The organism is Chryseobacterium sp. CCNWLW53 (assembly GCF_037083525.1).
In the GTDB taxonomy this organism is placed as follows: domain Bacteria; phylum Bacteroidota; class Bacteroidia; order Flavobacteriales; family Weeksellaceae; genus Chryseobacterium; species Chryseobacterium lathyri.
In genome coordinates, this window is record NZ_JBAOJR010000001.1 from 829,132 (window position 1) to 843,305 (window position 14,174).

Sequence of the window (14,174 nt, forward strand, 5' to 3'; positions counted from 1 at the left end):
TCACAAAATTACATATTTTTTAAATGAAATAATTCTAAAATAAGTATTTATCAGTTAAATTTGCTGTATGAAAAAATATTCTTCTAAGAGAAGTATTCAGATACTTGCCCATCTTCTTCAGCAGTACGGAATTTCAGATGTTATCATTTCCCCGGGATCCAGAAATGCGCCCCTGGCGATTCATTTTTCGGAAATTGATGCTTTCAACTGTTACAGTATTGTAGATGAAAGGAGTGCAGCTTTTGTAGGAATAGGAATGGCTAAAAGTGAGAAAAAGCCGGTAGCAATAACATGTACCAGCGGCTCTGCAGTAGCCAACTACTACCCAGCAGTTACAGAAGCTTTCTATCAGAATGTTCCGCTTTTGATCCTGACCGCCGACCGGCCTACGGATTTTGTAGATATTTTTGACGGGCAAACCATCAGGCAGAAGGATATTTTTCATCAGCATTCTTATGGTGACTTTCAGCTCTTGGAAGACAGTAAAGAAAATGCAGAGGATGTTAATTTTGACATTATTAAAAAAGCAATTGAGCTTTGTTTTGAAAAACAGGGACCGGTACACATCAATATTCCGTTGGAAGAGCCTTTATATGAGCTGGTTTCAGAGCTTCCCTCTTTTCCCTCCGTTGAAAAAACGATCAGGCATAAGGAATATGAGGTGCCATCCAATTTAATCGCAGACTGGCATACGTCCCAGAGAATTATGATTCTTGTGGGAACCAAAGATCACAGCCCGGAGCTGGAAAATCAATTAACGCAACTGGTGAAAAACCATTCTGTTGTTGTATTGAGTGAAGCTAACTCTAATCTGTATCATGAGAAGTTTTTCAGGCATATTGACCGTTATATTTTTAATTTTACTGAAGAGGATTATAAAACCTATGCTCCGGATCTTCTGATTACGGTAGGTCAGAATGTAGTTTCCAAAAAAGTAAAACAATTCCTGAGAAGTGCCCGTCCGAAGCAACATTGGCACCTGGATGAAGTGTGGCAGCCGGATACCTATTTCTCTCTGACTGAAAAGATTGAAGTGAAGCCGGAGGTTTTCTTTTCCAAACTTCTGAAATTCATCAACCTTGAACCTAGACCCTATTTTAATCTTTGGGACGTTCTAAGGGATAAAAAAGATGCTAAACATGAACAATTCCTGAATAAAGCCGAATTTTCGGATTTTTATTTCTTTAATAAAGCTTCACAGACCATTCCTGAAAATTACAATATCCATTTCAGTAATTCCTCCGCGATCAGATATGCACAGCTCTTTGATTTTGGAAAAAGGAAAATGTACTGTAACAGAGGAACAAGTGGTATAGATGGCTCTACTTCTACGGCAATGGGTTTTGCCATAAAAAATGCAAATCCAACCCTGCTTATTACAGGGGATTTAGGCTTTTTCTATGATATCAACGGGCTTTGGAACCAATATATTCCACCGTTTGTAAGAATTATTATTTTCAATAATGGGGAAGGAAATATCTTTAAAATTATTCCGGGACCGGGTAATGCCAATCCCAATACTTTAGACGAATTTATAGCGACAAAACACCGCAAACATGCTGAACATTTAGCAAAACATTTCGGTTTCTCCTACATCAAAGTGGAAGATGAGCCTACGCTGGACCGTGTGCTGGAGAATTTCTTCAAACCTGATCTGCAGCCGAAAATCCTTGAGGTAAATACATACGGGAAAAACAGCGCAGATGTTCAGAAAGCTTATTTCGAGTTCATGAAAGGGAATTAAAGATCAAGATATTCTTCATTCCCCGGTAAATTTGTAATCTTGTCAATAGGATAAATAAACATATCATCAAAATCATTCAGGGCATTAATCAGTTGAAAATGAGAAAACTGCTTAATGTTCTGAAGTGTGATTTCAGTTTCTTTTATCTTTTTATGTTTCAGAAGATTCTGCCTCTGTACTCCGTTCAGCAGATAAGTAGCCGGCGTAAACCAGTCCTTACCTTTTAAGAAAAGAATGTTAGAAAAAGAAGTGTCAGTGATGTGGTTGTTTTTAACAATGATGATCTCTTCAGCTTTTGATTTCATTTTCATCTTGTCCAGCTCCTTACGGTCTTCAAATTTGAAAGAATAGTCAAAGCTGTTGTTTTCAACCAGCTGGAAGCTCTGTATCTCAGGAATAGCGTATGGGATCATCATCGTCCGTACCCTTTTATCAAGGTCATAGGAAAGTCTCAGTTTGAAAAGACCGTCCTCATCATGTTCAAGATTTTTGAAGATCTTGGCCAGATCAATAGAGCCTTCTTTCCCGAAATGGGCAAAAGTCTGGTTGATACGTTTTTGATGTAGTTCCAGAAGAAAAATCTCCTGATCTTCTACTTTTATGCTTTCAATGAATTGGGACATAGATTTTATTTTTCATTTCCTGATATTCGTCTTCTAACTTGCTCATATGCGTTATACCGCCACCGCTTTTGAAATAAAGCAGGTCTCCCTCTTTTTCAATAAAGCGTATCATCACACAGCTGTCAAGGTTTTCACCGTCAAACCAGCCGCATACTCCGGTATAATAACCCCTGTCATATCCTTCCGCATCTAAGATTATTTCCAGTGTTCTCGGCTTTGGAGCGCCGAGAATTGACCCGGCGGGAAGCAGTTTTTCCATCATGCTGCCTATTTTTCCTGCAAACTCTGGCTTTATATTTCCTGAAATTTCAGAACTCATCGCATACAGGTCTTTTTGCTGTGTCCTGATGAGGTCTATATGCTGGAACTGGTCAACTTTCACATTATCTGCAACCATGCTGAGATCATTCCGGAGAAGATCCACAACAGTATAATGCTCCGCTTTTTCTTTTTTGTCGTTTTTCAAAACTTCAGCTGCGTTTTCCAATGATGCATCAATAGTACCTTTCATTGGATAAGTCAAAATTTTGCCGTCAATAATCTTTACAAAAGTTTCAGGAGAAAAAAATACAAAAAAATCTTTATAAAACACTTTATACTTCGCATTTGAGTGATAAAAAATTTCTTCGAGGCTTAAATTGGTCTGAATCCTAGTCTTTCTTGTATAATTGACAAGATAAGAATTTCCCAGACGGATATTTTTCTGAACCTTATCAAATCCTTTTTTAAAGCTTTCCAGCGTTTCCGGAAATGATTCCCATTCAATTTTTTTATTGAGGACGTGTTTCTGTTTTGAGTTTGATAGTTGCTGAAAATCAACTAACAAGCCTGATTTATTAATTTCATTTTCTCTATAGATTTCTATATTCTCCGAAAGGAAATCGATCATGAAAAAGTACGGAACCTTCTGAAGGGAAAGTTCGTCCATTTCCATAAATTTTTGATGATTCATTGAAAACATCCTGCAAAAATAATTAATGATGATTACTTTTGTGTAAAATTTTTTTAATGCAGAGCAGATATCCTCAGAAACCAGGAATAGATTTTATACTGAAGCAGGCTTTTTTCTATTGGAATAAGACTCTTTTCTTTCAATTAATATTTTCAATTTTTTATTTTGGGATCTTTTTTACGGTGCTTTTCTTCTTTGATGGGAAGTATGGTATTTTAGCCCAATATGCAGAAGCGGCGAAATATGCAAAAGATGGCATGGAAGCATATTCTGCGCAGATCGTAAAAATGCAGTCCAATCCGGGATTTCAATATTTTTCCTGGGCTATTATCGGAACTTCTATTTTTCTTTATCCCCTTAATATTGGGTTTTATCAGATTTACAGGAAAATTGACATGAATGAAAAACTGGAACTTGGAGATCTGCTTGTAGGATACAATGGGTTTAATTTTTTCAAATATATAGGATATTATATTTTCTGGTCATTTGTCTATGTCTATACATTTCAGACTATTATCCTTGCTGTTATATGGGTATTTGTCACCATTTTTGTTGCCCCACTGATGTTTTTTAACAATAAACGGATTTTCGAAGCTGTTTCACTGAATCTTCAGGCTTTAAGAAAATATTTTTTAGAAATACTGGTCTGCGTTATTGTTGCGATTTTCTTTAAGTTTATTGGGTTTGCATTATTTTTTATAGGCGGACTCTTTACGTTTCCGTTTTGGAACGCAATGATTTACTCACTGTATAAAACGATTTTCTCGGAAAAAAGTTAAACTTTCAAAAGGTTTAATATGTTTTTATGCCAAAAAAAGTTAAATTTGGTGAAACCATTAAATATTAAACTATGTCAGAATTTAACGAATTTGATCAACAGGGATCTGTTCCAAACAGGGATACAGGATCCATTATTTCGCATTCATTTGAAATGTATAAAGGCGTTTTTCTTTACGGAATCGTCGCGATGATAATTTACCTTATAGGAGGATTCATCATTCAGTCTGTCAGCGGGTTCAATTCTGCGTCCATGATGGAAGAAATGAAAGATGCAGGTGGAGATTACTCTAATTTCAGCTACTGGAATGCTCCGGGATTTTCGCTTTATCTTTCATTGTCCGGTCTTCTGGGGATTTTATTGGCTCCATTATACGTAGGACTGATCTATATAGTGAATAAATACAATACTAAAAGTCAGATCGATTTTGCAGACCTTTTCATCGGATATAAGCAGAATTTTGTAAATATCCTGATCTACAGTATTCTTTCGGGGATTATTTCAAGTGTTGCGATGGCGCTGTGCTTTTTCCCGTTTATTTTTGTTTATCCTTTCCTTTTATTGGGGTATCCTATTCTATTATTCGAAAATGCATCGGCTACTGAAGCATTAGGGAAGTCTTTTAACATTGCCAAAGAAAATTACGGAACGTTTCTTGGTACTACCGTATTGGGAGGACTGATCTCTATTGCCGGAATTGTTTTATGCGGTATTGGTATTATCTTAACGGCTCCTTTTATGATGATCGTCATGTATTCTGCTTATTGTGCTTTTTTAGGAAAACCGAGACAAATCGAATTTAAGAAATAAATAAAATAATAAGATAGGAACACAATGGATAAAGATAAACAGATAAGCAATGTTGCGATAAAACAAGTTGCCCTGCTGGCTATAATTCTGGTGCTTACCGGATTAATCTGTTTTAATCTTTCACTGTTCATACCATCAGTGCTTGGAGCGATCACTATTTATGTGGTCTGTAGAAGATATAATTTCTATCTGCAGGAAGAAAAAAAATGGAAATCTTGGCAATCATCGCTTGTTTTGATGCTGGCCAGTCTTATTATCCTTATTCTTCCAATCTATTTTATTGCCGACCTTCTGATCGATAAGCTGGGAAATGCCCAGGTTTATATGACCAAATTCAATGTATTTCTGGATAAAATACACTCATACATCTACTCAAAAACAAGTTTTGATATTCTCAGCAAAGAGAATATGGATAAAGTAAAGAATTCTGCAGGAAAGTTTTCTACATCAGCATTAAGTGGTACATTTAATACCCTTACTGTGGTAATGTCCATGTATTTTATTCTTTATTTTATGCTGGATAGGCCAAGACTGTTTGAGAAGATCCTGAGCTCTTCCGCTCCATTAAAAAGGGCTAATATTTCTTTGATCGGCGATAAGCTTAGAAAGCTGATCATGGCCAACGCGATTGGAATTCCTGTTGTAGCCTTAGGGCAGGGAATCGTAGCACTGATAGGGTACTTTATCTTTGGAGCACCCAGTCCAGTTCTTCTTTTTGCTTTAACAGCTGCTGCTTCAATGGTTCCTGTTGTAGGTGCAGCTATTGTGTATATTCCGGTATGTATTTTTATGATTGCTGAAGGCAATACTGGGCAGGGACTTGGTTTGGCCGCCTATTGTTTGATAGTAGTCGGGCTTACGGATAATCTGCTTCGATTTACCCTTTTAAAGAAACTTGAAAATATTCATCCGTTGAATACTGTGTTCGGAATTATTATGGGAATGAATTTATTTGGCTTTATGGGACTGATTTTCGGACCGATCCTTATTTCATTTACCCTGCTTCTGATCCAGGTTTACAGGAATGAATTTTCAGATGAAGACACACCGCCAGATCTTAAACTGCCGGATAATGATGAAGAAGAAAAAGTTAATTTAATTGTATAAAAGTGGAAGGCGTAAATTCAGAAATATTAAAGGAGATCTGCATCGTAAAGATGCCTTTTGGAAAATATGAAGGAACAGTGCTTGCTGACCTTCCGGTAAGCTACCTGGAGTGGTTCAACAGAAAGGGTATGCCTAAAGGAAAATTAGGGATGCAGCTTTCAACCGTTTACGAAATTAAGCTCAATGGCCTGATGGACCTTCTGATACCAATCAGAGCTTCTTTAAGATAAGGAAGAGTCTTTCTGATTGACAAATAAGTATAATTTTAGGGCCGCATCGAAGATGCGGCCCTAAAAATTATTATAATACCATCTATTATTCTCTCAAAGCTGTGATTTCATCTCTAAGCTTGGCTGCTTTTATGAAATCAAGATTTTTAGCGGCAGCTTCCATTTCTTTCTGCTTCTGGACAATGATTTTTTCAATGTCTTTATCTCCGTAGCTGGCTTTTGTTTCAGCTGCCTTCTGAAGAATCTCCTTCTGGGTGTATTTCGGATCCGGGAAATCTTTACTTCTTCCCACAAGATTTTCTGAGATCTTTTTATTTAAGGCCTGAGGAACAAGTCCATTGGCTTCATTATGCTGTATTTGTTTCTTACGACGGTATTCGGTTTCATCCAGGGCGGCCTGCATGGACTTTGTGATCTTATCGGCGTACATGATTGCTTTTCCGTTAACATTTCTTGCTGCACGTCCTACCGTCTGGATCATCGATCTTCTGCTTCTGAGCATTCCCTCTTTATCAGCATCCAGAATGGCTACCAGAGACACTTCCGGAAGGTCAAGTCCCTCTCTTAACAGATTGACCCCGATGAGTACGTCAAAAATCCCCAAACGTAGGTCCTGCATAATCTGGATACGTTCCAACGTTTCTACATCTGAATGGATATATCTTGTCCTGATCCCGAATTTCATGAAGTATTTGGTAAGTTCTTCGGCCATTTTCTTCGTTAAGGTGGTAACCAGAACTCTTTCGTCAGCGTCTGCTCTTTTTTGGATCTCCTCCATCAGATCATCAATCTGGTTTAGGCTTGGTCTTACTTCGATAACGGGGTCGAGAAGCCCTGTTGGACGGATGATCTGCTCAATATAAGCTCCTCCGGTTTTCTCCAGTTCATAATCAGCTGGTGTTGCAGAAACATAGATCACCTGGTTTTGCATGGCTTCAAATTCCTCAAACTTAAGAGGCCTGTTGTCCATAGCAGCCGGAAGTCTGAAGCCATATTCTACCAAAGCTTCTTTTCTGCTCCGGTCACCACCGTACATGGCATGAACCTGGGGAATAGTAACGTGGCTTTCATCAATAACCATTAAAAAGTCTTTCGGGAAATAATCAATCAGGCAGAATGGTCTTGAACCGGGAAGCCTTCCGTCAAGATATCTTGAATAGTTCTCAATCCCTGAGCAGTAGCCCAGTTCCTTGATCATTTCAAGATCCAGTTCTGTTCTTTCCTGAAGTCTTTTAGCTTCCAGGGGTTTTTCAATAGAATTAAAGAAATCTACCTGCTTTACCATATCGTCCTGGATGCTTCTGATAGCTCCGTTTAGAGTTTCTTTTGATGTCACAAAGAGGTTCGCGGGATAAATCTGAATCTGATCAAAATTAGATTCTACATTTCCACTTACAGGATCAAAACTCTGGATTTTTTCGATTTCATCTCCAAAAAACTGAATCCTCACTGCATTATCAGCATATGCCGGAAAAACATCAATAACATCTCCTTTTACCCGGAACGTACCTCTCTGAAAGTCTCCCAATGTTCTGGCATATAATGCGTTAACTAAAGAATGGAGGAGTGCGGTTCTCGTTACTTTTTCTCCAATAGCTAATGTGATAAGTGATTTATGAAATTCTGAAGGGTTTCCGATACCGTAAATACATGAAACAGAGGCTACAATCAGTACATCTCTTCTTCCTGAAAGAAGGCTGGCTGTTGCGGAGAGACGTAGTTTTTCTACTTCTTCGTTAATGCTCAGATCTTTCTCAATATAAGTCCCGGTTGTTGCAATATAGGCTTCCGGTTGGTAATAATCATAATAGCTGACAAAATACTCAACAGCGTTATCAGGAAAAAATTCCTTAAACTCCATGAATAGCTGTGCTGCCAGAGTCTTGTTGTGGGCAAGAACCAATGTGGGTTTCTGTACATTCTGTACAACGTTTGCGACAGTAAAGGTTTTCCCGGAGCCCGTTACACCAAGAAGGGTCTGGTATTTTTCGCCGATCTCAATGCCTTCTGTAAGCTTTTCGATTGCTTGTGGCTGGTCGCCTGTAGGTTTATATTCTGATTGAAGATTAAAATTCATAGGAAATGATGTATACAACAAAAATACGAAAGAAATTTTTAGCCTTCATAAAGTATTTGAAGGTGAATGTTTTAATTGTGTTTTTTTCTCTGTCCGTAAAGTATACAAAATAAAAAAGCGCTAAACTTATAGCGCTTGTTAATTCATCTTACTGAAAACTCATGGACATAGGCAATGTGAAGATGCTTGCTGTTGCTTTTCCATTTCTTGTTGCAGGCTTCCATACCATTCCGTTATTTACTGCTGTAACGGTTTTAACAATTTCTTTATTGAATGCCTCATTATCACCGTAGGCTGTTATTTGACTTATTTTTCCGGTTTCATCAACATGTATATGTGCTGTTGATTTTACCAGTTTTTCTTTTCCGTCAAATATACTTGTGTCAAGCATTGACCCAATTTTTGAGCGAAGTAATTTTGCTCCTTCTGGAAATTCTGCTTGAACAAAATCCCTATCCTGTTGTTGGTTTACATTTGTGTTATTACCTTCATTACTATTTGCTTGTGCTGTTTTCTTTGGGGAGATAGTATCTGCAGCGGCTTTTGTACTTTCTTTCTTGAATTCCACTGCTTTACTGGGCTTCTCTTTTATTTTTTCAAAATAACCAGAGTTAGTTGAAGTGACTTGAGGAGACTCCACATTTTCTACAGTCCCTGCGCCCACTTTTTGGGGGTTGTAAGGAGCAATAGGATTGACTGCGTATGTTCTTTCTGCGAATAGAGCTGTTGCTGCAATGAGAGTTGTGATTCCTGCCATTTTTTTCAGGACAGTGAATCTGGATTTTTTCTTTGTCATCATAATAAATCGTTTTTTGGTGTTGTTAAAATTAAATGAATGGGTAAGAGGCGGGTTCTGGATATTGATAATCTCATCAAGAATCAGATTCTGGTACTCTTTAATGTCGTATTTCCTGTTCAAAACAGCTTCGTCTGCAAGAAATTCATGGTTGGTAATGATTGCTTTTTTATAAATATGAAGAATTGGATTGAACCATGTGAAAATTTTCAGGATATCTATAAAAATAAGATCTATGCTGTGTTTCTGGTCAATATGGTTTTTTTCATGCAGGAAGATCCTTGGATCAATTATATTATTTTTTATATAACTCTTACCTAAATAAATGGTATTCCAAAAGCTAAACGGAGGAAGGTTTTCATGAGCTACCTTAACAGTGTAATTCTGGTAGATCATCTTTTCACCCTGTACGTTTCTGATAGCTATAATTGACAAGATACTTTTTATTAAAAGGAAAAGAGCAACGGCTCCGTAGATGAACCATATCAGATTTATCCAATCAAAAATTTCCTGGGCAGGCTGTGCCTGGATGATCTGTTGTGCGGCATCTTCAAATATGATCTCAGACTTATTCACTGTTTTTGGAGGTTGTACTGTGATGGAAATAAATGGGATCACAAGAGAAAAAATCAAAGAAACAAGCAAATAAAACCTGTTAAACCGGTACATTTTTTCTTTTTCCAAAAACAGGTAATATACAGCAATACATACTGAAGAACACAGCACCATTTTTAGAACAATAATGAACATGTTTATTCTTTTATCTTTTGGTCTATTATATCGCGGAGTTCTTTCAACTGCTTCTGACTGAACTTTGCATTAGAAGTAAAAAATGAAGCAAACTGAGTCACCGAGCTGTTGAAAAAACGATCAATCATAGAGGTCATTTCCTCATTAAAATATTCCCCTTTCTCTACTTTTGGATAGTATTCACGGGAATTTCCATACAATGTATAACCTACCAGGTCTTTATTCTGCATTCTTTTCAGCAGTGTGGCGATGGTTGTCGCGGCAGGTTTGGGTTCCGGATACGAATCAAGAATGTCTTTCATGAAAACTCGCTTCTTTTCCCAAAGGATTTCCATAAGATTTTTTTCCGAATCGGTTAATTTTATCTCTTTCATTCTACAATGTTGTAATTTGTTCTACAAATGTAGAATAAAAATTTTCACCTGCAAATTTTTGTGGCACTATTTTTCCATTTATTTTTAACCACTAATCACAACGCTATGAAATTCAAACCAATTTATGTACCGGCACTCAGTGTTTTTTTACTTTTATCCTCATGTAAGAAGAACAATGCAAATGCCCAGCAGACAGGAAACGACGGTAGTGTAGAGACCGAAAAACCGAATACGAATTATAAACCCGCTTTTGATGGACAAACCAGAATTAAAGCTGTAAAAACCACAACAGCCTATAAAGTTGAAGTCCTTAATAAAGACCTTGGCAGGCCATGGGGAATTGTAAATCTTCCCGATGGAAGGTTTCTTATTACCGATAAAAACGGCCATATGAATGTGGTTTCAACAGATGGAAAACAGGTTTCTAAAATCGGAGGATTCCCCAAAGTAGATTCAAAAGGGCAGGGAGGAATGCTGGATGTAGCCCTTGATCCTGATTTTAAGACGAATAATATTATTTATTTTAGTTTTTCAGAACCATTTGGTGAAGGAAATCTGACATCGGTGGCAAAAGGAAAGCTCTCGGCAGATCTTAAAAATATTTCAGAAGTTAAAGTTATTTTCCGTGCAGAACCTTCCTATGATGGCGATAAGCATTATGGGAGCAGACTGGCTTTTGACAGGGACGGAAATCTATTTGTAAGTACAGGGGAAAGATCTGACAAACAGACAAGAGTGTATGCCCAGAAAACAGATAATTATTTAGGAAAGATATTAAAAATTACAAAAGAAGGAAAACCGGCTCCGGGAAATCCGTTTATTGGAAAACAGGGATATAAGCCGGAAATTTATGCCTATGGCGTAAGGAATCCACAGGGAATGGCAATAGATCCGAACGGAACGCTTTGGGATGTTGAAATGGGCCCCAGAGGTGGTGATGAAATTAATCTGATACAACCCGGGAAAAATTATGGCTGGGGAGATATAACCTATGGAATTGAATATTCCGGAGCTAAAGTGGGAGATGGTATAACCCAAAAAGAGGGAACAGAACAGCCCGTTTATTATTGGGATCCTGTAATTTCTCCGAGCGGAGTTACGTTCTATACCGGAAATATTGAGGAATGGAAAGGAAATCTTATCATCGGGTGTTTAAGTGGCGAGCACATTAACAGGATTGTTATGAAAGATAATAAGGTGGTGGGCGAAGAACGCCTTCTTGCTGACCAGAAAGAACGTTTCAGAGATGTGCTGGATGGAATGGATGACAGCCTGTATGCCGTTACAGACAGTGGTAAGCTCTATAAAATCTCTAAAAAATAAAAAGAGGCTGTATCAGCAGATTATTTCAACAAAATCAAATTGTTGATTATTCTTTACGTTGATACAGCCCTTTATGCTTATTTTAAAACTTAAAATTAAGTCTTGCAAAAGCCTGTCTTCCTGCAAAACCCATCTGTACAGGATCGAAAATGCCTCCGGATTCTGTATTGCCGTCTACAGCGGCAGTTTGTAATGTAGGATAGCGGTTAAACAGGTTCTTGCTTCCAATAGTAAGATTGAAGCTTTTGGAAAATTCATAACCAAAAGATAAGTCGGTTGTTACTTTTGCCCCATAAAGCTGGTAGTCATCTGCACCGTTGTAGCCTATCAGCTTTACCTTATCAAATCTTACCAGCTGAAGGTTGGCATTGAACTTATCAATTTTGTAATTTAAGTTCAGATTGACCTTTGTTTTGGGAGCGGACGCTAAAATGAATGCTCTTTCTCTCGCACTCAGGTAGACGTCCTCTTTTCCTTTTAACTTTTCTGAAGTATTGATCTTAGTGATTTCCATGTCATTGTAGTTCCCTGCTAAAGTAGCGGAAAGCTTTCCCGAACCAATATTTTCCGTGTAGCTTAATATAATATCAACCCCTTTTGTTCTGGTATCTATTGCATTGGTGAAAAACTGGGCCTGGTCGATATGATTATCAGCTAGTATTTGACCTATAGCATCATCATCCTGTGTGAAATTTCCTGTCAATACAATCCGGTCTTTTACTTTAATGTAATATCCATCCACTGTTGCCGTGAACTTTCCTGTATTGAAAGTGAATCCGGCACTTCCATTTAACGAGGTTTCTTGCTTTAATTGTGGAATTCCAACTGTTTGTGCAAGGTTACTATCATTAGCAGCAAGCTGTATCGTTACAAGGTTTCCTCCTTGAAAGTTCGTAAACTGAAGACTGTAATATTTTTGTGCCAGAGAAGGTGCCCTGAATCCTGTAGAAACAGAACCTCTGAATGCAAATTGAGGAGTAATGGCATACCGTGTCGCGAATTTACCATTCAAAGTACTTCCGAAGTCACTGTAGTTTTCAAACCTTCCTGCCACGCTGATCATCCAGTCTTTGGTGATATCCAGTTCAGTGTCTACATAGGCGGCAAAATTATTTCTGTTTTTATTAAATTCCTGTGAATATCCAGGAAATCCCTGCGAGCCGCCGGGGCGCACATCGCCGGATAATGGATTGGTAACAAGGAGACCTTCAGGAGTGTCAGATGTTACAATATTTCCGTTAACGTCATACATTGCATATGATGCTTCTTCTCCTTTAATAATCTCAAATTCTTCATATCTGAATTCGGATCCGAGAGCAACGTTTAAACCTTCCAATACCTTAAACTGTTTTGAAGCATTAAAACCTGTTGTATTCTGCAAAAGAGAATGTCCGCCGGCATTAAAACTCGTAGGAGATTTTATTCCCAGAGTGGCATTAATTGTGTTGTCTATCTGATAAGTAAACCTGTTGCTTCCGAATGCATTGTAAAAATCGACATCCCAGCTAGCAACTTTAAATTTCAGACCGTTGTCAAAAGTGAAATCTGTAATGCTGGTATCTTCTATAGGATTAAAACCGTTAGGATAAACTTCAGGGATATTTCCGTCGGCATCCGGTGATCTTGTCCATGCATAGGCATTCGTCTTACGATAGGAAAATCCCTGGCGGGAATAGAATTTCAACCCGTCAGACAAGGGAAGCTCTACATTTCCGAAGAAATAAATATTCTGTGATTTTGCATCCCCAAACCTTTCCCTTGGAGATGAATACTTTTCCGGATTGGCATTCCGTATGGTACGGTCTTTATTGACAAATTCAACAGTGAAATTACCGAAACCTCCTTTGTTGCCTATTTTGGTTCCCAGATTTCCGCTGAAATCGAAAGTAGTTCCGTCTATTTTATGATCCGATACCACATCTTTGTTCCCGGGGCTTTTAAAAAGATTCATTCCATAAAAGGCATTGCCCTCAAAACCCTGACTGCGGTCATTAAGAATAACATTGATAACCCCGGCTATCGCATCAGATCCGTATTGTGCTGAGGCTCCGTCCCGAAGCACTTCAATCCTTTTTATCGCCCCGATCGGAATGGTGTTCATATCCGATCCTGTGTTTCCTCTTCCTTTTGTTCCAAAAACATTAATCAGTGAGGATTGGTGATATCTTTTTCCGTTCAGTAAAAGCAAGGTCTGATCCGGGCCAAGTCCACGAAGGGTTGCTGGGTCAGTTGCATCAGCGCCGTCTGATCCCGACTGTTTATTGGAATTGAAGGAAGGGGCACTGAACTGAAGAAGCTGGTTCACTTCTATCTGTCCCGTCGACTGGCTAACTTGTTTAATATCAATTACATCAACGGGAACAGGAGTGTTGGTGACGGTCCTTTTTTTATTCCGGCTTCCGGTAATGGAAACTTCCTCTATTTTTGATTCCTTGGAAATCGTATCATTTGTATTTTGCGAATACAACATCGAAACTGTTCCCAAAAAAAGAACACTTGTGTACTTTAATTTCATATTTCATATTTAAGTTAGTGATTGTATCAAAAATATTGAATTTTAATCTCAAATCAATATGAAAATATGCTATTGTGTAAGAATTATTTAAATTA

At 38.0% G+C, this 14,174-nt stretch carries 12 protein-coding genes; 6 read left to right on the forward strand and 6 right to left on the reverse strand.

Annotation, left to right across the window (positions count from 1 at the left end):
* The first annotated feature begins 67 nt into the window (after positions 1–67).
* Entirely contained in the window at positions 68–1,744 is a 1,677-nt protein-coding gene (gene menD / locus V6R96_RS03910) for a 2-succinyl-5-enolpyruvyl-6-hydroxy-3-cyclohexene-1-carboxylic-acid synthase (RefSeq protein ID WP_111953743.1), read from the forward strand.
* On the opposite strand, the gene V6R96_RS03915 is transcribed toward menD, so the two are convergent.
* Both V6R96_RS03915 and V6R96_RS03920 read right to left on the reverse strand, forming a co-directional pair.
* Positions 1,741–2,367: an aminotransferase class IV gene (locus V6R96_RS03915; RefSeq protein WP_111953741.1), complete on the reverse strand. Its 627-nt coding sequence runs from the start codon at positions 2,365–2,367 to the stop codon at positions 1,741–1,743. The genes menD and V6R96_RS03915 overlap by 4 nt on opposite strands.
* Positions 2,351–3,328, reverse strand: a complete 978-nt coding sequence (locus V6R96_RS03920) for an aminodeoxychorismate synthase component I (RefSeq protein WP_336378065.1) — start codon at positions 3,326–3,328, stop codon at positions 2,351–2,353. The genes V6R96_RS03915 and V6R96_RS03920 overlap by 17 nt, the downstream gene beginning before the upstream one ends.
* Before the next feature lie 47 nt (positions 3,329–3,375).
* On the opposite strand from V6R96_RS03920, the gene V6R96_RS03925 reads away from it, so the two are divergent.
* The 4 genes from V6R96_RS03925 (at position 3,376) to V6R96_RS03940 (ending at position 6,244) form a co-directional block, all read left to right on the forward strand.
* A complete protein-coding gene (locus tag V6R96_RS03925; RefSeq protein WP_223557811.1) occupies positions 3,376–4,098 on the forward strand; it encodes a hypothetical protein in 723 nt (240 codons plus the stop codon).
* A 71-nt stretch (positions 4,099–4,169) separates the two neighbouring features.
* Positions 4,170–4,907, forward strand: coding sequence for a beta-carotene 15,15'-monooxygenase (locus V6R96_RS03930; RefSeq protein ID WP_223557810.1), 738 nt, complete (start codon positions 4,170–4,172; stop codon positions 4,905–4,907).
* Positions 4,908–4,931: 24 nt separating this feature from the next.
* Positions 4,932–6,014 carry an AI-2E family transporter gene (locus V6R96_RS03935; protein WP_223557809.1) on the forward strand — a complete coding sequence of 361 codons (1,083 nt, stop codon included), beginning with the start codon at positions 4,932–4,934 and terminating at the stop codon, positions 6,012–6,014.
* Between the two features lie 2 nt (positions 6,015–6,016).
* Positions 6,017–6,244: a DUF3820 family protein gene (locus V6R96_RS03940; protein ID WP_034701224.1), complete on the forward strand. Its 228-nt coding sequence runs from the start codon at positions 6,017–6,019 to the stop codon at positions 6,242–6,244.
* A gap of 85 nt (positions 6,245–6,329) precedes the next feature.
* Here the strand turns inward: V6R96_RS03940 and uvrB are convergent, their stop codons facing one another.
* The 3 genes from uvrB to V6R96_RS03955 all read right to left on the reverse strand — a co-directional run bounded on the left by uvrB (position 6,330) and on the right by V6R96_RS03955 (position 10,241).
* Positions 6,330–8,321 (reverse strand): excinuclease ABC subunit UvrB, encoded by a 1,992-nt coding sequence (gene uvrB / locus V6R96_RS03945; RefSeq protein ID WP_111953729.1) that lies wholly within the window; start codon positions 8,319–8,321, stop codon positions 6,330–6,332.
* A gap of 148 nt (positions 8,322–8,469) precedes the next feature.
* Positions 8,470–9,867 (reverse strand): M56 family metallopeptidase, encoded by a 1,398-nt coding sequence (locus tag V6R96_RS03950; RefSeq protein WP_336378066.1) that lies wholly within the window; start codon positions 9,865–9,867, stop codon positions 8,470–8,472.
* A gap of 2 nt (positions 9,868–9,869) precedes the next feature.
* A complete protein-coding gene (locus V6R96_RS03955; RefSeq protein WP_223557807.1) occupies positions 9,870–10,241 on the reverse strand; it encodes a BlaI/MecI/CopY family transcriptional regulator in 372 nt (123 codons plus the stop codon).
* Positions 10,242–10,346: 105 nt separating this feature from the next.
* Between V6R96_RS03955 and V6R96_RS03960 the strand changes: the two genes are divergently transcribed.
* The gene (locus V6R96_RS03960; RefSeq protein ID WP_336378067.1) at positions 10,347–11,564 is read left to right on the forward strand and encodes a PQQ-dependent sugar dehydrogenase; all 1,218 of its coding nucleotides are present in this window, start codon (positions 10,347–10,349) and stop codon (positions 11,562–11,564) included.
* Between the two features lie 82 nt (positions 11,565–11,646).
* Here V6R96_RS03960 and V6R96_RS03965 read toward each other — a convergent pair whose 3' ends face one another.
* Positions 11,647–14,079, reverse strand: a complete 2,433-nt coding sequence (locus V6R96_RS03965) for a TonB-dependent siderophore receptor (RefSeq protein ID WP_223557805.1) — start codon at positions 14,077–14,079, stop codon at positions 11,647–11,649.
* Positions 14,080–14,174 lie beyond the last annotated feature (95 nt).